Source organism: Clostridium sp. LIBA-8553 (assembly GCF_057782465.1).
In genome coordinates this window covers 752,142-773,470 of sequence record NZ_CM173489.1, presented here as the reverse complement: position 1 = coordinate 773,470, position 21,329 = coordinate 752,142, and the positions used below count along the sequence as shown (strand labels likewise).

General features: G+C 28.4%; 17 protein-coding genes and 1 other annotated feature. Of the genes, 6 read left to right on the top strand and 11 right to left on the bottom strand.

Annotated features, from left to right (window positions below):
• Positions 1-38: 38 nt before the first annotated feature.
• From AC2JAQ_RS03235 to AC2JAQ_RS03225, 3 genes are all read right to left on the bottom strand, one after another.
• The gene (locus AC2JAQ_RS03235) at positions 39-1,025 is read right to left on the bottom strand and encodes a biotin--[acetyl-CoA-carboxylase] ligase (protein WP_488457879.1); all 987 of its coding nucleotides are present in this window, start codon (positions 1,023-1,025) and stop codon (positions 39-41) included.
• Positions 1,026-1,501: 476 nt separating this feature from the next.
• Entirely contained in the window at positions 1,502-6,385 is a 4,884-nt protein-coding gene (locus AC2JAQ_RS03230; RefSeq protein ID WP_488457878.1) for a S8 family serine peptidase, read from the bottom strand.
• A 411-nt stretch (positions 6,386-6,796) separates the two neighbouring features.
• A complete protein-coding gene (locus AC2JAQ_RS03225) occupies positions 6,797-7,159 on the bottom strand; it encodes a hypothetical protein (protein WP_488457877.1) in 363 nt (120 codons plus the stop codon).
• Positions 7,160-7,480: 321 nt separating this feature from the next.
• On the opposite strand from AC2JAQ_RS03225, the gene AC2JAQ_RS03220 reads away from it, so the two are divergent.
• Positions 7,481-8,047: an NUDIX hydrolase gene (locus tag AC2JAQ_RS03220; RefSeq protein WP_488457876.1), complete on the top strand. Its 567-nt coding sequence runs from the start codon at positions 7,481-7,483 to the stop codon at positions 8,045-8,047.
• Positions 8,048-8,176: 129 nt separating this feature from the next.
• Here the strand turns inward: AC2JAQ_RS03220 and AC2JAQ_RS03215 are convergent, their stop codons facing one another.
• From AC2JAQ_RS03215 to AC2JAQ_RS03200, 4 genes are all read right to left on the bottom strand, one after another.
• Positions 8,177-9,433 carry a chloride channel protein gene (locus AC2JAQ_RS03215; RefSeq protein WP_488457875.1) on the bottom strand — a complete coding sequence of 419 codons (1,257 nt, stop codon included), beginning with the start codon at positions 9,431-9,433 and terminating at the stop codon, positions 8,177-8,179.
• Between the two features lie 41 nt (positions 9,434-9,474).
• Complete coding sequence (locus AC2JAQ_RS03210; protein ID WP_488457874.1) at positions 9,475-9,654, bottom strand: hypothetical protein; 180 nt, start codon at positions 9,652-9,654, stop codon at positions 9,475-9,477.
• A 34-nt stretch (positions 9,655-9,688) separates the two neighbouring features.
• Positions 9,689-9,862, bottom strand: coding sequence for a hypothetical protein (locus AC2JAQ_RS03205; RefSeq protein WP_488457873.1), 174 nt, complete (start codon positions 9,860-9,862; stop codon positions 9,689-9,691).
• A gap of 162 nt (positions 9,863-10,024) precedes the next feature.
• Entirely contained in the window at positions 10,025-10,168 is a 144-nt protein-coding gene (locus AC2JAQ_RS03200) for a hypothetical protein (RefSeq protein WP_368235740.1), read from the bottom strand.
• Positions 10,169-10,327: 159 nt separating this feature from the next.
• Positions 10,328-10,535, top strand: a binding site (T-box leader).
• Positions 10,536-10,623: 88 nt separating this feature from the next.
• Here AC2JAQ_RS03200 and leuS point away from each other — a divergent pair.
• Positions 10,624-13,074 (top strand): leucine--tRNA ligase, encoded by a 2,451-nt coding sequence (leuS, locus tag AC2JAQ_RS03195; RefSeq protein WP_488457872.1) that lies wholly within the window; start codon positions 10,624-10,626, stop codon positions 13,072-13,074.
• Between the two features lie 147 nt (positions 13,075-13,221).
• Here the strand turns inward: leuS and AC2JAQ_RS03190 are convergent, their stop codons facing one another.
• Both AC2JAQ_RS03190 and AC2JAQ_RS03185 read right to left on the bottom strand, forming a co-directional pair.
• On the bottom strand, positions 13,222-14,235 hold the full coding sequence (locus AC2JAQ_RS03190; protein WP_488457871.1) for a pectate lyase-like adhesive domain-containing protein: 1,014 nt from the start codon (positions 14,233-14,235) through the stop codon (positions 13,222-13,224).
• Positions 14,236-14,861: 626 nt separating this feature from the next.
• Complete coding sequence (locus AC2JAQ_RS03185) at positions 14,862-15,593, bottom strand: hypothetical protein (protein WP_488457870.1); 732 nt, start codon at positions 15,591-15,593, stop codon at positions 14,862-14,864.
• A gap of 334 nt (positions 15,594-15,927) precedes the next feature.
• On the opposite strand from AC2JAQ_RS03185, the gene AC2JAQ_RS03180 reads away from it, so the two are divergent.
• The 4 genes from AC2JAQ_RS03180 (at position 15,928) to AC2JAQ_RS03165 (ending at position 19,338) form a co-directional block, all read left to right on the top strand.
• On the top strand, positions 15,928-16,272 hold the full coding sequence (locus AC2JAQ_RS03180) for a HesB-like protein (protein WP_488457869.1): 345 nt from the start codon (positions 15,928-15,930) through the stop codon (positions 16,270-16,272).
• Positions 16,273-16,373: 101 nt separating this feature from the next.
• Complete coding sequence (locus AC2JAQ_RS03175) at positions 16,374-16,700, top strand: HesB-like protein (RefSeq protein WP_488457868.1); 327 nt, start codon at positions 16,374-16,376, stop codon at positions 16,698-16,700.
• A 206-nt stretch (positions 16,701-16,906) separates the two neighbouring features.
• Positions 16,907-18,217: an alpha-L-fucosidase gene (locus AC2JAQ_RS03170; protein WP_488457867.1), complete on the top strand. Its 1,311-nt coding sequence runs from the start codon at positions 16,907-16,909 to the stop codon at positions 18,215-18,217.
• Between the two features lie 320 nt (positions 18,218-18,537).
• The gene (locus AC2JAQ_RS03165; protein ID WP_488457866.1) at positions 18,538-19,338 is read left to right on the top strand and encodes a tetratricopeptide repeat protein; all 801 of its coding nucleotides are present in this window, start codon (positions 18,538-18,540) and stop codon (positions 19,336-19,338) included.
• A 306-nt stretch (positions 19,339-19,644) separates the two neighbouring features.
• On the opposite strand, the gene AC2JAQ_RS03160 is transcribed toward AC2JAQ_RS03165, so the two are convergent.
• Positions 19,645-20,493: an L-ribulose-5-phosphate 3-epimerase gene (locus AC2JAQ_RS03160; RefSeq protein WP_488457865.1), complete on the bottom strand. Its 849-nt coding sequence runs from the start codon at positions 20,491-20,493 to the stop codon at positions 19,645-19,647.
• 18 nt (positions 20,494-20,511) lie between these two features.
• Complete coding sequence (araD, locus tag AC2JAQ_RS03155) at positions 20,512-21,210, bottom strand: L-ribulose-5-phosphate 4-epimerase (protein ID WP_003456978.1); 699 nt, start codon at positions 21,208-21,210, stop codon at positions 20,512-20,514.
• Positions 21,211-21,329 lie beyond the last annotated feature (119 nt).

Genomic DNA, 21,329 nt, shown 5'->3' with positions numbered 1-21,329 from the left:
AAGTTTTTGACTTCTTTTAATTCTATAATCAACTGCAATTATTTTTTACAAGTCTTTATCGAAACCTCTCCTGAATTCAAATAATCTAAATCGCCATTTTCATACTGAACAACTAAAGCACCCTCATCACTAATATCAACTGCTTTTGCCTTATTTAGCCTATTATTCTTTAAGAAACTTACTTTTTTTCCTAAGACAAAAGATAAAACCTTATACTCTTGCATTATACTTTTATCCTCTAAATTATCGCACATATAAAGAAGCTCATTTAAGATTTCAGCAACTAACTGATTTCTTGTAATATTAGGCTCCTCTCCCTCAAATATAGATCCTGCAATATCTTTAATATCATCTGGAAAATCATCTTCTTTGGTTTTAAAATTTATTCCTATTCCAACAACAACATTCTCAACTCTTCCACTTTCAAAATTCCCACTTGCCTCTGTCAATATCCCACAAATCTTTTTTTCATCTAGGAATATATCATTAACCCATTTTATCTTTGGTCTTTTATTTGTTAAGTTTTCTATTGCTCTACAGACCGATACTGCTGCAGAAGTTGTTATATGTATAGCCTTTGAAAGTTCTATATTAGGTCTTAAAATAACACTCATATATATTCCATTATTAGATGGTGAGAAAAACTTTCTTTGAAATCTTCCTCTTCCTGCTGTTTGTTCTTCTGAAAGCAAAACTGTTCCATGAGGTATATCATCATCCATTAAAAATTTTTTAGCTTCTTGATTAGTTGAATCTATAGTTTTATATACTCTTATATAATTTTCATTATATTTTGGATTTAAAAAAATCTTTATTCCTTCTGCTGACAGTAAATCATTATCCTTAGTTAATTGATATCCTCTGTTAGTTACAGCAGTAATATTATATCCTTCTCCCCTTAAAGCATTTATAGCTTTCCATACAGCCGCACGAGAAACTGATAAATATTTAGCTAGCTCCTCTCCTGATATGCTAGTCTCCCTATTTTCTTCTAGAATCTTTAATACTGACTCTTTAACTGACACTAAGCCTGCCTCCTATTTCTATTTGAAAATTAATTTTTTCTGTAATAAATTTAATGAAAAATTTATTCTTATATATTCAAAGAAAATCTTTATTTTATAAAAGATTAATAATACTAACTCTCTTTATTATTAATTAATACTTACCTTGATTATATTTTTTATACTCTTTATTGGCAACCTTTTTAATAATTAAAGTCTACAATTTTAATTAATTCTTATTAAAAATAAAAAAGGCCTTATAAAGTTGTAACCATGCAAAACTATATTAACTCTTAAGACAATATAGCTAAGATTTTTAATTTAAGTAATCATAAATCTTAGTCCCTAAATACACTTAAATCTTCTAAAACCAAAGAAATTTTAAGCTTTAGGAACCTAGATAAATAATCCTAATCAAATTTAAATCTTAGTATAAATATCTAAGTCCTAAATAATATAATTCTCTTTTACACTTTAATAGGCCTTTAAATTAATTTTTATCTTGCTGTTCTAAGTGTTATTGATTCCTTAGTTGATAATTTATCATTAACATACTTAGCAGCTATTTTGAAGTTATAGATTGTGTGTCTATTTAATCCCTTAAATATATAACTAGTTTCGCCCGCATCTACTTCTCCAATCTTTTTACCATCTTTATAAAGAACATAGCCTGTTAATCCTTCAGTGTTCTCTGGTGCGTTCCACTCTACAATTACATCTTTCTTATTTATAGTTGTAGCTCTAAAGTTATTTACAGGAGATACAACTATGCTATCTAATGATTTAACAAAATGAGTGATAGTATCTTGAATCTCTTGTCCACTTGGATGCATTGCTCTAACTTTAACTTCATAGTTACCAGCAACTTCTGGAGTCCATTCGAATACAGGATCTTGACTTTCTTCTCTTGCTAAAGTCCAATCTGATTCTCCAACTCTTCTAGTATAGAATCTAAAATTATAATATCCTGGATCATATTCTGTATTAGCTGTGAATGTTACTTTTTCTCCTTCAAAGGATTCTGTCATATCCTTATTAAGCTCTATTCCAAATCCTTCCCCATTCTCAAATATTCCTAATTCCTCAAGAACATCAATTATATCTTTTCCATCAACAATTAATTCTGGAGTTTTAGAATCATCTCTATTGAAGTTTTGTTTTCCATAATTATTAAATAGATGAATAAAATCTTCAATAGTAACTATTCCATCTTGATCAAAATCAGGAGCATTTCCTTGAGTATTTTGAACTTCTTTATCTAAGGAATTCATGACAATATTAACATCATGCATGTCAATTGCACCATCTTCATTAGCATCCCCAGCTATTGGTCTTAATGTCGGTGCAAAGTAGCTATCTGTACCTAAATCAACTTGTTTTCCAACTAGTTCGCCATCTACATAATCTCCACCTTTAATGTTTGCTATAACATTAAAATGTCCTGGCATTTCAGCAATGATTTTATATTCACCATCTATAACTGGAAGTTTAAAGGAATATAATCTTTCATATCTATAAGTATCTTGATTATCAGTTTCATATCTATTTCCATCACTATCTACAGCATATATTTCTATGTCCTTTGAGCCAAAACCTGCTGTTCCAATAGAACCATATACTAAAGTATCATTAGGATCTACTAAGCCTATAAAGTCATTAACAGTCTTACTTTCTACCTCTACAGTTTCTCCAAGAGAATTTTTAAATTTAGCATCATTACATGAGAATGAATTTTTCTTAAACTCTCCTATAGATACAAAGAAGTCTTTATTAATTCCTCTTAACTCTGATAATTTATAAGTTATATCAAATAAATCTAAATCACCTGATATTCCTACTACATTTTCGCCTTTTATTTCAAAGTTTATTTTATAGCTAGTTTTTGTATCATAATCTGAAGCTATTTTTTCAAAATTTATATCAATAGTATTATTATTTTTTTGTAACTCTGCTTTTAAAGACTCTGAAGGTTGTATATTAACTATATCATATACTGCATTTCCGAAGTCATAAAGTACAAAGTCTCCTTGAGCAACATCTTCAACATTATTCATTGATAAAGAAGCATTAAATTCTTCTCCTACCCTAGCATAATCTTTTTCTATATCAAATTCTAAATAACTTTCTCCTTCATTTATAAAGATATATGGCTCTGATTTAGAAGAAACCTTACCTGGATTAATTGATCTTCCTTCTAATACAAAAGGACCCTCAGATAAATCTTCTTTTTCTATACCAGCTAATAAGAAATCTCCATCTTCTTTAGCCCAAGCGCCTAAAGGAGCAAACATTCCACTTTTTGTTACATAAGAGAATAAAGGATTATTTACCTCTGATTGATCTAAGTAATCCATCCCATGCTTTGTTTTTAATTCCTCAACTATTCCATTGCTTATATTTCCTTCAAGCCATAAAGCCTCATAGTCATTCCCGTCAGCCCATGTTTTAGTTGAATACATATCTTCTGTAACCTCTGTAACTCCTGGTTCAACATTTAAAGTCATTTCATTTTCGTTAGCATCATTTATTATAGCCATAGGCAATGAACCATTAAATGTTGTTCCATCTGGTCTTACAGCTATTAATTCTAGCTCATAAATACCATTTTCAAGTAACATATATTCATTAGTTATATTCTCTCCTTTAAGTTTTTGTACTCTTCCATTTGGAACCAAAGCACTTATAATAGCTTGACTACCAGTTTGTATCCATGAAGTATCCATATCTCCACCAGCATACCCTAAATACTCTCCACTTTCTTTATCTTTAACAAATCCATATATTTGAGAAATAGGTTCATTTGTTTGAATTCCCACCTCAATATCTGAATACAGATTTAATTGTGTTTCATCTCTATTGAATAAGTCTGATGAAGTCATAGATGTAAGACCTTCTGCAAATCCTCCCATCATACTTGGATAAAATAATTGGTCAAATCCTGAATTTTTATATGACACAGAGAATGGCATTTGATAATCTTTTTGACTTTCTTCTTCAACAATTACTATATACCCTTCATATATTCCAGTTTCAGCATTTCCTGAAATACTTAAAGTTGCATCTACTGTTTCACTAGAATTAGCCTCAACTGTGATTTTATCTTCCATATTAACAGCGACCCCATTTGTCACAGCATCTTTTGCTCTATCACTTTGTGAATATTTAATACTAACAGTATAAGTTTTTTCACTATCTGAATTATTTTCTATTGTTACAGGAATTGATTTAGATTTATCACTTTGATTTTCTTCATCTTTAGAATACTTACCAAAGAAAATTAATCCGGTTTCATTAACAAGTTCTCTATTATCAACTCCATCATAAACTATATTTTCAGCAGTTATATGAGTATCATCATAAACAGCTTCATAAGCATTAATTCTTCCTGCACCTTGTTGATGAACACTATACTCATCACTTCTAAATTGGTTTAGATTTTCTGATGTGTTCATCATTACAGCCTTAACATCTTCTGGCTTATAATCTGGATTTTCTTGAAGTATAAGTGCAGCCACACCAGTTATATGTGGAGCCGCCATTGATGTTCCACTCATTCTTCCATAAGCCACTGAATAATCATCTACTTCTGTATTTTTATCATTTATATACTCTGGAACTGTAGAGAATATTTGACTTCCTGGCGCCACAATATCAGGTCTTATTTCATCAGTTGTAAGAACTGGCCCAGTTGAGCTAAATTCAGTAATCTCATCCCCTTTAAGTTCTTTGTCTGAAAGCTTATTTAATGTTAATTTAATAGTTCCTTCACTAGATAAATTAGCTTTTATTATTTCTCCCTCAGCCTGATTTACTGCTATGGCATTAGCTGCCTTACTTTCTCCTTGATTAGGTATCTCATTTGCAGTTGTATTATTCATTATAATTACATACTCTGCTCCTGCCTTCTTTGCATTTGTAGCCTTCTCAACAAAAGTTATATCTCCTCTATCAACTAAAGCTACTTTTCCAGTTAAATCTTTTCCTTCAAAGTCTTCTACATAACCTAGATTACAATAAACTGCCTCATACTCTTTTCCATGAGAACCTTCTATAGACTTTGAAAAATCTGTTATAACTTGATTAGCAGTTGTTAATTTTATTCCTTCTCCAACCTCTAACTCATAGTCTGCTACGATTAAAGGAGTTGTTGAGGCTCCAACAGCTATTGGTAATTGAGCTGTTCCTGGAGATCCTACTGTAACAGGATTAGGTCCTGAGTTACCATTTGATATTACAGTTACTACTCCAGCTAATGTAGCATTATTAACTGCCGTTACAAGAGGGTCAAATGGTGTCCCATTTGAACTTCCTAAAGACATATTTATTACATCCATTCCATCCTTAACAGACTTTTCTACAGCGGCTATTATACCTGAAGTAGCTCCTGAACCATACTTTCCTAAAACCCTATAACCGTAAAGTTCTACATCTGGTGCAATCCCTTTAACAGCCATCTTATTTTCTGTGTTATCAGCCGTTCCGGCTATTGTTCCTGATACATGAGTTCCATGAGCTGTATAATAAGCATTTCCTCTTGAATCAAATTCTGGTTCTCCACTCTCTTGCCAATCCTCATAAGTTGTTTCCATTGGATCTGCATCTCCACTTATGAAATCCCATCCCATAACATCATCTATATTTTGTGAATTTGAATTTCCTTGTTCTGCTCTAAATCCTTTATAAGCATTAGTTAAATCTGGGTGATTATAATCTATTCCTGTATCTAAAACACCAACTTTAACTCCTTTTCCAGTTACATTCTCTTTGTGTAAATCATCCACTCCAATATGGGGAACACTATCTGCCATTTTTCCTTCTGGCCTATTTGTTATTCCTTCACTATTTTTTTCCACTTCCTCAGGTAAATCTACTTGAACCTCAACATCTGGATGTATTCTTTTAACAACTGAACAGTTAAGTAAGTTTTTAACTTCTGATCCTGGTATTCTTAAGCTTACTCCATTAAATACCTCTTTATAAGAATATTCTATAGATGTATTTCCTGTTGATTTATACTTAGCAGGCATAGAATCTAAAAATTCTTTGAATGATTGATGATCTCTCTCAATTTTACTTTGAGTTAATGCGCTAGCTTGTCTCTCTTTGTTAACACCCTCCGCTATTGATGGACTTACAAATTCAACTATTACAGAAATCTCCTCATCAGTTTTTGTATCAACTCCATCAATAATTTTTTTCTCAGCAACCTCAGCATCATCCTTCTTTAGATATGAGGAATCTAATTTATATTCTCTAGTAAGTTTAGAGCCATTACCTGATTCCTCTTTAACTGTTGCATAAGAAACTACCGGACTAACATTAGCAGCTAAAACTAATGCTAAAGCAAATCCACACATGGACTTTACTTTTCTTCTAATCATAAAATTTCCCCCTTTTCATTGTAAACACAAATCATTGATAACAATTACATAACATTTTTCCGTTTTATTTAATAAACCCCAAATATAAAACGAATATTTTTATCATTTTATCAATGTAAATTCGATTATAATGTAACTCTATTTATTTGTAAATATATTACATTTATTTTCTTAATAATATAAATTTATTATTTTTTAACTTAACTAAGTTAATTTTTTATTTATCTTTAGTAATATTTTTTCATATAGAAAATAATATTCTTTAAAATTTATATAAAAATAAGGCTCTGTTTTAAACTAATATTGATTTTTAGCCAAATCTAAAAAGCTAGCTAAAAGTCAATATTCACCTAAAACAAAGCCCAAAATAAAAAGGCCAGTAAACTTAAAAGTTACTAACCTTTTTTTAAATTATTCAAATTCTATTGTTGAAATTCTTCTTAATGCTTCTAAAACATCACTATTAATGTTTATTGATGCTTCTCCTAATACTGCATAAACATTTCTTGCTTTTTCTAAAATATGTTTTATATCTTCATTTTCTTCATATCTCTTATAAACTGCTACAAAATCAAAAATTATTGCAGAGGCTCTTTGTATATTATCTCTTAAATTATCTTTAAATCCTGGTGTACCTAAAACATATTCATGTGAAAAAACTTTTGGCTCATCTAAATATATTTCTAACTTTTCTTTTACTAAAGCCATAGTATTTGAATATTCCTCTTTACAAGTTGAAATTATACCCTTATTGATTTCTATGTTTTTTTCCATTAAAATCATCTCCTTACTTATTTCCTTTATACTATTTACCTATAATAATTAGTATTTCTATCTTTTTTATTTATATAAAAAGATAATATAATTTTTAATCCTAACGGGTAATAAAACACTAAAAGTTATTTAAATTAACTTTAATTCCCATTAGTAATATGATTATATCTTACAAAAGAAAAAAAGGAAATATTTATTTAAAATTTAATTAATTTTTTGTTAATATGCACAAAAAAAACATATATTATCCTAATAATATATGTTTTTCCAAAAGTTAATTATTATATAATAAAAACAACAAATTACTAGGTGGTGTTTAAGATGAACTATATTGAAGATATAAAAAATTATATTCCATTTAATGAACAGGAAGAGAAAGATAAAGAACTATTCTTAAGATGCTTAAATGATTTTGATGATATTTTAACAAGAAATAATACAATTGCTCATTTAACTAGTTCTGCCTTTGCAGTAAATAAAGATAGAAACAAATTTTTAATGATTCATCATAATATATATAACTCATGGGCATGGACTGGCGGCCACTCAGATGGGGAAGAAGATCAACTTCAAGTTGCTTTAAAAGAATTAAAAGAAGAAACAGGTGTTAAGGATGCTACACCACTTTTAAATGAAGCTTTTGCACTAGATGTTTTAACTGTAAATGGTCATATAAAAAGAGGTAAATATGTATCATCTCATCTACATCTAAACCTTACTTATTTAATTGAATGCTCTGAAGATGAATCACTTACTCTTAAGGAAGATGAAAATAGTGGTGTTATGTGGATTCCTTTTGATAAAATAAAAGAATATTGTAGTGAAGCTCATATGATTCCAATATATGAAAAGCTAATAAGCAAACTAGAAACTCAAACTAAATTTTAAGATAAAAAAATTAAAGCTATGTCTTAAATTCATGTGTATTTTTAGATAATATCTAAAAATCCTATTTATTTAAAACATAGCTTTTAAACCAATAAATTCATTTTTAAGTTTAATTATTTATTATAAAAATTATGCAACCTTTTTAATATCTTCTTTTTGATTTCCTCGTGAATCCCATTTCTTTAAGACATAAGCTGATAAAAATGCAGCTATTAACATAACCCATATTAATGAACTTGGGAAGAATAACACTAACAAAAGTAAAGTAACTACAGCATTTCTTAAAACCGCACTTGTAAATGCCGTTGTAACTATAGTAACTGTGACAACTGGGTCAATTGAGAATATGGTTGAAAGAGCATATCCCATTGAAACTCCTGAAAATATTACTGGGAATATGTGTCCACCTCTCCATCCAGTAGATAAACAAACCTCTGTTAGGAACAATTTCAATAAACTAATTAATATAAGAATCCATACTGATAAAGTACTCCATTCCTTAACCAATTCTTTTACTTCATGTTCTCCTGAAAATAGTGTATATGGTAGCAGTGTACCAACTATTCCCAAAATTATTCCCCCAATTAATGCTCTTATTATTTTATAGTTTTTTAAAGGTAAAAAAACTTTATGTAGAATTTTACCATATAATCCATATAATAATGCCATCAAAATTCCACAAACTATTAATGGTATTATTGATACTACTTCACCCACTCCAAGACTAAAATTTCCAAAGTGAACTATAAAAGATGGTCTATTATCAATTTGTGATAATAGGATTAAAACAGCAAATCCAGCAGCTGTTGTAATTGAATAAATTATTGTTTTAATATTCTTTCTTACTTTAGAATCATCACCTTCTATTAATGGAGTTAATCCTATTAATGGTGCATGAAATATAAGTCCTAGTGCAGCTTCCATACTAAACTCTGTTACTACACTATCGTATTTTTGTAACTCTTTGTCCTTAACAGTCCATTTTAAAATATCTCCAACTAAAGTGGAAAGTCCTCCTATAATATTAACAAGAGCAGCTTCTGGTCCTAAACTTGCTCCAAAAAATAAAGTAATTAAGGCTGATACACAAGCCTTTGGAACATTTTTATAATCTACTCTCTTAGTTTTTTTAAATTCTGCCATAACTTCTGGCATAAGTTTTGGATATTCCCCTAAATATTTTTGACATAGCCCTACTAAGATTCCACCAACACTACATACTAATAATGTCCAATATGGAAAATTAATTTTCCCAGGTAATTCGTTCCACATAAAATGTATTCCTAAACTAACAATAGATAAAAAAAGCCAACTGACAGCTCCTACTACTCCTCCTAGAAATATCCCATAAAGAATTAAAATTCCTAAACTAAAATATTTTTTCATTCCTGCAGTTTCTCCTTAACTAATCCTTTGTTTTCTAATATTTAGCTTTCTTTATTTATAATACCACATATTAATCCTAATAATGCAAGTACTACATAATATACATCCGTTGATATTCTTATCTTAAAAAGTTCATATATCGCATTTATAAACATATGATCAAAATTAAATATACTTAATATCCAAGCAATTAATAGCCCCCATAATAATCCACCTAACACTTAATCCCTCCCTATCTTTATTAATATAAAAACCTCAATATTTTAAAATATGACTTATTAATCCTATTAAAGCAAAAATAACATAATAAAGATCTTTTGATACTTCTATATCAAAGACTTCATGTATAGAATTTATAACCATATTATCAAAATCGAATAAACTTAAAATCCAGGCAACCAATAATCCTCCTAATAATCCACGTAACATAACCTCCCCCTTAAAATCTTAATTTATTTTATTCTTTTAAATTAATATATTTTTTAAACTTAAATTTAATTACTTATTAAAAGCCGATTTGTAACTTTAACTTTAATAAAATATGGACTTAACTTAGAAAGTTATTATTTCTAAATTAAGCCCATACTTTTACTATTTCATTGGGTTTTTAGAAGTTGATGTCCATTGATTATCTCCTGCAGTCTTTGGCTGTCTATCCTTTGCAGGAACCATGTTAGGATCAACAGTTGTTGATACCCATTGATTATTTGTTGCTGATTTTAATTTTTTTTCCATAGTTATATACCTCTTTCTATTTTTATTAAAGCTTAAATTTAAGTAAAGCTTATTCAAATTTATCTTTTGTAATTATATTTTTTTAATCCTAGGTATTTATTAGAAACTTTGATTGACTTATTTTAAACTTTTGATATATAATAGATAAAAACTGAATCATTAAAAGCTTTGATTAGGAGTAGTAATATTACTTCATAGCCTAAAGAGAGTTGTGGTTTGCTGTGACACAATGGTATGAAAATATGAACTTGCCTATGAGCATATGTGTGAAAATAAGCACATACGGGAAACACCCGTTATAAAATCGAGTGAGGAAAAGAAATTTTCCTAATAAGAGTGGTACCGCGAATATCCTTTCGTCTCTTAAATATTAAGAGATGGAAGGTTTTTTTATTTGTTTTTATTTGATTCTAGCAAATAATATTAATTATATAAACTTAGAGGAGGATTAGTTAATGGGTAACTACAGTACTGCCATAGATAAGAAATGGCAAGACAAATGGGCTGAATCAGGCCTTTATAAATTTGATCCAAATAAAGAAGGAGAGAAACTTTACGTTTTAGAAATGTTCTCATATCCTTCAGGTAGCCAATTACATGCAGGTCACTGGTTTAACTACGGACCAGTTGATTCATGGGCTAGATTTAAGAGAATGCAAGGATACAATGTATTCCAACCAATGGGATTTGATGCTTTCGGTTTACCAGCTGAAAACTTTGCTATAAAGACAGGAATACATCCTCAAGACTCTACAATAAAAAATATAGCTAAAATGGAAGAACAATTAAAAGCTATGGGAGCTATGTTTAACTGGGAAAATGAAGTTGTAACTTGTTCACCAGAATACTATAAATGGACTCAATGGCTATTCCTAAAATTATATGAAAAAGGATTAGCTTATAGAAAAAAAGCTCCTGTAAACTGGTGTCCATCATGTCAAACAGTTCTTGCTAACGAGCAAGTTGTTGATGGTGCATGTGAAAGATGTGGAACAGAGGTTACTAAGAAAGACCTTACTCAATGGTTCTTCAAAATAACTGATTATGCTGATGAATTATTAGATAAATTAGATGGTTTAGATTGGCCTGAAAAAACAGTTGCTATGCAAAAGCACTGGATTGGAAGATCTACAGGCTCTCAAGTTAACTTTAAAGTTAAAGATAGCGATTTAAACTTCGATGTATTCACAACAAGAGTTGATACTTTATGTGGAGTTAGCTATGTTGTTTTAGCTCCTGAAAACCCATTAGTAGACCAAATAGTTTCAGATGAACAAAGAGAAGCTGTTGAAAACTACAAAGAAGAAACTAAAAAACAATCTGATATAGAAAGACAATCTATTTCAAGAGAAAAAACTGGTGTATTCACTGGTGCATATGCTATTCACCCACTAACAGGTAAGGAAGTTCCTATATGGGTTGGAGATTACGTTTTAGCAACTTATGGAACTGGTGCTGTTATGGCTGTTCCTGCTCATGATGAAAGAGACTTTGCTTTCGCTGAGAAGTTCAATCTTCCAATAAACAGAGTTATAGAAGCTAAAGATGGTAGCGAAACTGAACTTCCATTCTGTGAACATGGTGTATTAGTTAATTCAGGAGAATTCGATGGATTAACTACAGCTGAGGCTAAAGAAAAAATAGTTGAAAAACTAGCTTCAATGGGTCTTGGAGAAAAGAAAGTTAACTTCAGATTAAGAGACTGGTTAGTTTCAAGACAAAGATACTGGGGAGCTCCAATTCCTGTAGTTTACTGTGAAGAGTGTGGCATAGTTCCTGTACCTGAAAGTCAATTACCAGTTGAATTACCATATGATGTTGAATTCGCTCCAGACGGAAAATCTCCACTAGCTAAGAGTGAGTCATTTGTTAACACAACTTGTCCTCACTGTGGAAAACCAGCTAAGAGAGAAACTGATACTTTAGATACTTTCGTATGTTCATCATGGTACTATTTAAGATACCCTGATAATAAAAATACAGAGGCTCCATTTAACCCTGAGCTAATCAACAAGATTCTACCTGTTGATAAATATGTTGGTGGACCTGAGCATGCTTGTATGCACCTTCTTTATGCAAGATTTATAACTAAAGCATTAAGAGATATGGGATACCTAAACTTTGATGAACCATTTATTTCATTAACTCACCAAGGATTAATCCTAGGACCAGATGGATTAAAAATGAGTAAATCAAAAGGAAACACAATCTCTCCTGATGATTATATCCAAGAATATGGTGCTGATGTATTTAGAATGTATCTAATGTTTGGCTTTGCTTATACTGAAGGTGGAGCTTGGAGTGATGACGGAATCAAGTCTGTAAACAGATTTGTTGAAAGAATTGAAAGAATAATAGATACTGCTAGAGAAGCTATAGCTAAAGGTGAAAATAATAAAACTACAATAGATAAAGCTGAAAAAGAGCTTAACTTCTGGAGACATAACACTATAAAATCTGTTACAGATGATACAGATAAACTTCAGTTTAACACTGCTATAGCTAGAATGATGGAATTCATAAATGCTTTATCTAAATACACTCAAGAAAAAGAAATGAATCTTGATTTCTTAAAAGAAGTTGTTTCTGATTATTTAAGATTATTAGCACCATTTGCACCTCATTTTAGTGAAGAACAATGGAGCTTACTTGGAAATTCATATTCAATCTTCAATGAAGCATGGCCAAAATTTGATCCTAAAGCTTTAGTTAAAGATGAGGTTGAAATAGCTATCCAAGTTAACGGAAAAATCAAAAACAAAATAATGGTTTCTTCTGATTTAGATGAAGAAGGAATTAAAGCTGCCGCTTTAGCTGATGAGAAAATCATAGCTGCAACTGAAGGAAAAACAGTTGTTAAAGTAATAGTTATAAAAGGTAGACTTGTAAATATAGTTGTTAAGTAATATAATATTAACGTTGCAAATTTTTTGATTGATTGAAAATTACTAGTTAATCTTAATAATTAACACTTTTTAACATCAAGTTATATATTATATTATAAAAAGGTATCTAAACGCTGAGATTTAACTCCGTTTAGATACCTTTATCTTTTACATTATTATGTGATAATTATTTTTATCAATTTTTAATTCTTTTTCAAAGACCTTATAATATTCTGATTCATGTCCTCTTAAATCAATATTATCTATTAATTTTATATTCTTAACTATATTATTATCTATTGCCTCTAAAAACTCTTCTTTATTTCTAACTAGTTCTGTTTCTCTTGCAACATCATAATAAGTATATCCAAATACTCTTTTTTCATGAACTAATTGATTATTATCGCAATTTATTTTTCCACCATCTCTAAATTGACCTCTTATTTCAATTGGAGAATCTATTTTAATATCTCCTATTAAATTTATATCTGCATCTTTTCCTAAAATATCGAGACCAATTCCACTTTTATTTTTCAAGTTAAAACTATTTAAATTTACTTGTCCATTTTCAACTTTTAATCCATTTCCATTCTCTTGATTATTTTCTATTCTACAATTATTTACATTAATATCTTTTCCATCTAAAATATTAACTGCTCTATTAAAGTTAGATTTTATCAAAACGTTTTCTAAAGTTATATTATCTCCTGAAATAGTAATAAGATTATTCTTACTAGTATCTCCTTCATTTTCATCCTTACATACTATATTTAGATTTTTTAATACTATTCTATCTCCCTGTAGTGTAAAAAAATCTCTATTAAGATTTTTAGCTGATTTAGGAACATAGAAACTGTGCCCTTGTCCATCTATTACAATATTTGAAGTCCTTATATCTATTCCACCTGAAGTCAAATTGCTTAGATCAATATCTTTTGACAGTTTTATTTCTTCTAAGTCCCCATCATTTATTATTTTTAAGAAGCTTTCTGTATCTCCAACGCTTTTTTCTATTCTAAAAATATCACTATATTTTTTATTATCATTTATACTTTGATTTATTACTGCATTATCTTTATTTTTTTCTGTTAAATTAACTTCTTTACCTAAAACTACGCTACTAGAGAGGTTATTTACTACTATAGCAGTTGCTATTATTTTTGCGACTTTTTTATGTGCCATATTAAACTCACCTCTTCTTAAATATTTTATATTTCTATTATGCACTAATTATATCATCTTTTGTATAGGTTTTCAAAAGATAAATTATAGATTTTTTTGACATATAATAGATTTTTTTTAACTCTACTAAAATCTTATGAATTATTTATGTATATTTACTATTTTCAAGAACCTATATCTTAAATAATTAAATTTATATTATTCAAAATTAAATATTTTTCTTTCTATTAATTCAATAAAAACAAAAACTTAATCTAAAATATATAAGTCATATTAAATTATATGTTCTATTTTAATTTATAAAGTTAAAATTTAAAGACAAAAAGGTTATAATATGTTTTTTAAAGTAAAGATCTATGAACACTTAACTTCTTAAATAACATCTAAGAACTTCTTTTAAGATTCTTAATAAAACATAATTATAACCTCACTAAATAAACTATTTAATTTTCTCACTATCTTTTACTAGTTTAATTAATTATAGATTTTAACTTAATCCATAATCTAAATAAATTAAACCTATAAAAATTTATATTAATTATGGCTCTTTTTTAGGTGAATGTTAATTTTAAGATAGTCCTTTAAAACTAGATTAAAACATAGCCTTTATTATTAATAATAACTTTTTATAAAACCTTTCCAAATTCTTTAAGTACTTTTAAAACTTCATTTTCCTCTATAGGTGAAAAATATTCTATATATTTACTATGATTAAATCTTGTAAATAAATCTTTCGACATATCCATCCATTCTTCTAATACATAAACCCATATTATTTCACTTGTTGGACAGCTTAATATAAATGATTCAACTCCAAAGAAACTATATTCCTCTATATCATGAAGCTTTGTTAAGCTAACATAATCCTCAACCACCTTTGTAGTTAACTTATATTCATATATATCAACATAGAAGAAATCAAATTGTTCTCCTTTTGCTTCAAATCCATCACCTTTTATGATTTTAATCTTAGGATTTTCCCCAAAACTCTCTAAATATAAATTGATTATCTCCTGACTCATTTCATAAACAATTATTTCTTTTACATCATCTTTTTTAACTATTTCCTGGACAAAATATCCTAAACCTAACCCAAGAACACCAACTTTACCACTTGCTCTTTTTATGCTTTCAAAAGCACCTTGAATCTCATGTGGCGAAATTCTCATCCAAAGCTTTTCACCTTCAAAAAGTTCTATTGGACTTTCATTTATCTCTTCCTTATGCTCATATAAATATCCATCAAATTCATTATTATTACTATATTTAACAATAAAATTACCTTTTTTATTTTCTTTTATTTTCTTTTTATATTCTTTTATTTTATCTTCACAATAACTTAGCGTATATGGTACCATAATTTTTTCCTTCCTAAACTGCCTAAGGATAATTTATTTTTATCAAAATAACCCTTACTTATTTATATTTACTATATATTTAATGTATTTTCATATTTTATTTAACTATTTTATTTTAATTTGATAAAGAAAACTTCTCAACCTGTTTTTTATAAAAATTTTCATATTATTACAAAAACATAATAATTCTCCTCTACTTTTCTTATATTTATCTAAGATAAATTTCTATTAATCAAATTCCTACTAAAATAGTCTTGATTTATTTTATGTAAAATTATATAATTTAATCAATTAATATTAATTATTAATTAATTAAATTTAAGTAGGTGATCAAATGAAAAAGGTAGCAATGAGCGATGATGCTTATATTGAATTTAAAGCGTTCCTAAAAGCTAATGATATAGATAGTGATGTTATTAGAATAAATTTTGGTGGGAACGGACCTATGGGCCCTATGTTTTATGTAACTGCTGGAGAAAAAAATGAAGGAGATGAAATAGAGATAATAAAAGACCTAACCTTTGTTATTGCTTCTCCATTAATTGATACTTTCTTAGGTTTCTCAATACTTTCTGATGAGGAAAATTTCGGTGAAGGATTAACACTTGATCCTCTAATGAGCGATTATGAAGGTGGCAGTTGTAGTGGCAGCTGTGGTAGCTGTGGTGGTTGTCACTAATTATAATATTTCAATTTAGTGTGATATTATTTTAAAATATATTAATAATACATTATATAAAGCAAATCTTGCTTTTAATTTAATTTTAGGAGGAAATAGATATGTCAGTTGTTAAAATGAGCAATGAAGCTTATACTGAGTTCAAATCTTTTCTACAAGAAAACGGCATAGAAAAGTTTGACATAAGAATAAATCTAGCAGGAGTTGGCTGAGGCGGCCCAGTATTTAATATTGTTCTGGATGAACAATCAGATAATGATGAAGTTGTAAAAATCGAGGATATAACATTCTTCGTTGACAAGGAACTTGTTAAAGATTTTGAAGGATTCGTTCTTCTTTCTTCAGAAGAAAATGGTGGCAGAGGATTATCATTAAAACCAGTTAAAGAAAGCGAAGGCGGATGCTCTTCTTGCTCAAGCTGTCATTAATTTTAAATATAGAGATGGATTTTATTCCATCTCTACTTTTTTATCTTCTCTTAAAATTAATCCTAAATTAAAACTCTACTAAAAATAAATTTTATTCTTTAATTTTTTAAATTAAATTAATTTCAATATTTTTACTAATATGGTTGTTTATGTTTAATTTTAGTATTATAATTTAATAAACGCTTTATTTTTAAGGAGGAGAGATAATGAATACAACTCTAGTAAACCTAACTCCAACTAAAGAACAAAGAAAATACCAAGAAGATGAACTAATAGCTTTTTTAGACCTTCAAATGAATACATTTACAGCTAATTCTGAAAATAATGATGAAGCTCCTTCTTTATTAAAAAAAGAAACTTCATTTAACACAGATAGATGGATAGAAAACTTATTTAAATTTGGATTTAAGAAAGTTATTTTAACTGCTAAGCTTAATAATGGTATTTGTTTATGGCAAAGCAATTGTTCAAAAGTTAATATAAATACTTTTTCTTTGGAAAATAATTATGATGATTTAGTAAAAAAAGTTAGTAAATCTTGTAAAAAGTTTGGACTTAAATTTGGTATTCATCTTACTTTAAAAGATTATCTCACTTTAAACTTAACTCCTGAAGAATATGATAATTACTATGTAGCTCAATTAAAAGAACTTATGACTAATTATTCACATGTAAGTGAAGTTATTATGGATATGACATCTTTAGATGAATATTATGAATCACTTGATTTTGAAAGATACTTTAAGATCATTAAAGAAATAAATCCTAAATGTATGATATCTAGCCCTATTGGACCAGATGTTCGTTGGACATATTATTCTAATATAGAGTCATCTAAAAACTATTTCTACTCTTCTGTAAATTTAGATCTTTTAAAAGAAGATTTTAACAACGAAGAGATTAAAAAAGGAAATATTTATGGAGACACTTGGATGGTTGGTGAAAGTATTTACTCTCTATCTGACTGTTTAAACCATAATAAAGATTCATTATCAAACCTAAAACATGTGTACAATAATTCATTAGGAAGAAACTCAAATTTAGTATTAGTTTTATCTCCTAATACAGATGGATTATTAAATGATAATGAATTAAGTGTACTTTCTGATTTTTCTAAATATATAAAAGAAACTTTTTCTAATAACCTTATTAAGGGTTCTTCTATATTAGCTACAAATTCATCTTCTAGCGATAGCTATAATTTAATTGATGACTATAAGAAATCTTATTGGATAGCTAATGAAAATGCTATTAATCCTTATATAGAAATAGATTTCAAAACTATCACTGAATTTAATATTTTAGAAATTAGAGAGTGGATTGCTGAAGGTCAAAACGTAGAAGAATTTAAAGTTTATGCTTATAATAATGGCTGGTTTGAACTTTATAATGGCTCTTCTATAGGATATAGACACATAGCTAAACTTAATAATATCAAAACCGATAAAATTAAGATTTCATTTACTAAATATAAAAATCCACCTATGATTAATCATATTGGTGCATATTTAGGATAATTTTAATAAATAATGTTCTATAAAATACGAAAATAAATGTAGTAAGTAAAGCGTTAAAATTGCTCTTAATAGAGTTTTATACTTTTTAAAGAAAAGAGTTGTATCAAAACTTATATTTAAAACTTATAAATATATTCTCTTTATATTTTCTATAAGTTTTATTAATCTTTGATTTGGTACAACTCTCTTTTATTTTACTGTTAAATTAAAATAATTTTTTTGTAAATATAATTAAGTAAAGTTGTATTAAGAATAAAATTCCATTAAAATTATTCTTATAATATAATTGCAATATTTTATATTTACTGGAGGCGTAAAAAATGAATACAGCTTATGACTTTATAATTGCTTTAATATTAGCATTTGTATTAGTAATGATGAAACAATATATTTTTGCATTACTTGTTGTAGTAATCTATGCTTTATACAAATATAATAAGAAAAAGCCTTATATTTTAGCTTACAAAGGTAATGTTGCCTTTAGAAATGGTGAAAGAGAAAAATCTCTAGAACTTTATAAAAAAGCTTGTACATATAAAAATGCTAGTGATAGCATAAGACTTCAATATGCATATCTTACTCTTTACTTAGGTAATTTAGAAGAAGCCACTAAGCTTCTAAATGCTGTTGATTATAATAAATTACCCGAAAGATTAAGAGCTTCTTATACAATGACAGATTCTCTTATAACTTGGAAGAATGGTGATTTAAAAAAAGCTATTGAAAACTTAAAAAATCTTCACACACAATATGAACACACAACTGTTTATGAGACTTTAGGTTATTTCTTAATATTAGATAAAAGATATGAAGAAGCTTTAGAATATAACCTTTTAGCTTATGAATATGATCAAGATAATAAGGTTATAATGGATAACTTAGCTCAATCTTATTATTTCACTGGAAATATAGAAAAAGCTAAGGAAGTATATAATAAACTTTTAGAACAAGATCCTGGAATACCAGAACCATATTATTATTATGGCTTAATCCTAAGAGATGAAGGAGATACTAAAGGAGCTTTAGAGTCTTTCGATAAAGCATTAACCAAGAGAGAGTCTTATCTTTCAGCTCTTAATAAGGATAAGATTAGAGCTACTATAGCAGAATTAAGAATATAGTAAAAAGGTGCTGTATAAAAATATAACAACAAAACTTACAAACATATTCCGAGAATTATTAGATTTCGCTAAGAATTTATAATTATTACTCCGAAAATATTACTAAAACTTCGAAACTTAAGTGAAAGATCAAATTTTTAATTTGGATTCTTGAACTTATGCAATCGAACTTTGTGAGATTGTATTCCTAAGATAACAGTCTCAGTTTTTTAACGTAATATCTTCTACGTAATAATTTAAATTCTAAAGCTCATCTAGGTTTGTAAGTTTTATAAAAAGTTATTTTGATACACGCCCTTTTTAATTTTATTTTTCTAAAGCTCTATTAAATTTTTCTTCTATAAACTCTCTTGAATTCTTTATCTCAACTCTATAGTCACCAGTACCTGTGTACCAAAACTCAGTAACAAATCTTCTTACTCCCATGTTATATGATTCTTTTATTATACTTTCAAAATCAACATGTCCAGTTCCAAATGGAATCTCTCTAAACTTACCTGGTTTTGTTTCCTTAAGATGAACGGCCATTATGTGACCTTTACCACTTCTTAAATCTTCAATAACATTTTTATTATATTTAGTAGCGGCATTAGTTATATTTCCACAATCAGGATAAACCCCTAAGTATGGTGAATCAATCTTTTTAACATAATTCATCGCTTTTTCAACTGTGTTCATAAACTCAGTTTCCATAGTTTCAAAAGCTAAAATTATTCCTGATCTAGCCGCCATTTCAACAGCTTTTTTTAGATTTTCATAGAATAATTTTCTTGTTTCTTCACTACCCTCTTCATAGTAAACATCATACCCTGCTAATTGAATTATCCTAATTCCTAAATCATCAGCTAGCTCTATGGCCTTCTCCATTATTCTCATACCACGATTTCTAGTTGTTTCATCCGCACTTCCTATAGGATATTTTCTATGTCCACTAAGACACATAGTTCTTATTGGAAGCCCAACTTCATACATAAGGTCTACTAAAACCTGTCTTTCTTCTTTTGTCATATCAAGTCTTTTTAATTTTTCATCAGTTTCATCTATGCTAACCTCTAAAAAATCAAAGTTATTCTCTTTTGCACATTGAAGCTTTTCCCTCCAAGTAAGTGTATTAGGCATAGCTTTCTCATATAATCCAATAAAATATTCCTTCATTTTAATCAGCTCCTTTTCTTAAGCTCCTGTTTGTCCATAGTAAGCATTTGGACCATGCTTTCTTGAAAAGTGTTTATTTAATAAGTCATCAGACATACTATCTACATTTTTATTTGCTAATATTTCTGTGTTATATGCCATCATTGCTACTTCTTCTAGAACAACAGCATTATGAACAGCATCTTTAGCATCCTTTCCCCAAGTAAATGGACCATGATTTTTAACAAGTACTGCTGGAATATTCTCTGGATTCATGTCTTTGAATCTTTCAACAATTACAACCCCTGTATTATATTCATAATTTCCTTCAATCTCTTCTCTAGTCATGTCTCTTGTACAAGGGATTTCATCAGCAAAATAATCTGCCTGAGTTGTTCCATATGGTTTTATTCCTCTTCCTGCTTGTGCAAATATTGTTGCCCATCTAGAATGTGTATGAACTATTCCTCCTATATTCTTAAATTCCTTGTAAAGTTTTAAATGAGTATCTGTATCTGATGAAGGTTTATATTTTCCTTCAACAATATTTCCTTCTAAATCAACCACAACCATATCTTCTGGTTTCATTGTGTCATACTCAACTCCTGATGGTTTAATTACAACAAGTCCTTTTTCTCTATCTATGGCAGAAACATTCCCCCATGTAAAAGTTACTAAATTATATTTTGGAAGAAGCATATTAGCTTCGTAAACTTCTTTTTTTAAGTTCTCTAACATATAAAAGATCCTCCTTAGACTCTTAATAACACTTATAGCAAAATTTACTTTTCAGTATTTCGTATTAATTAACTTAATAAACTTTAAAATACAGCTCTCTTATTAATTAACAAACTAAA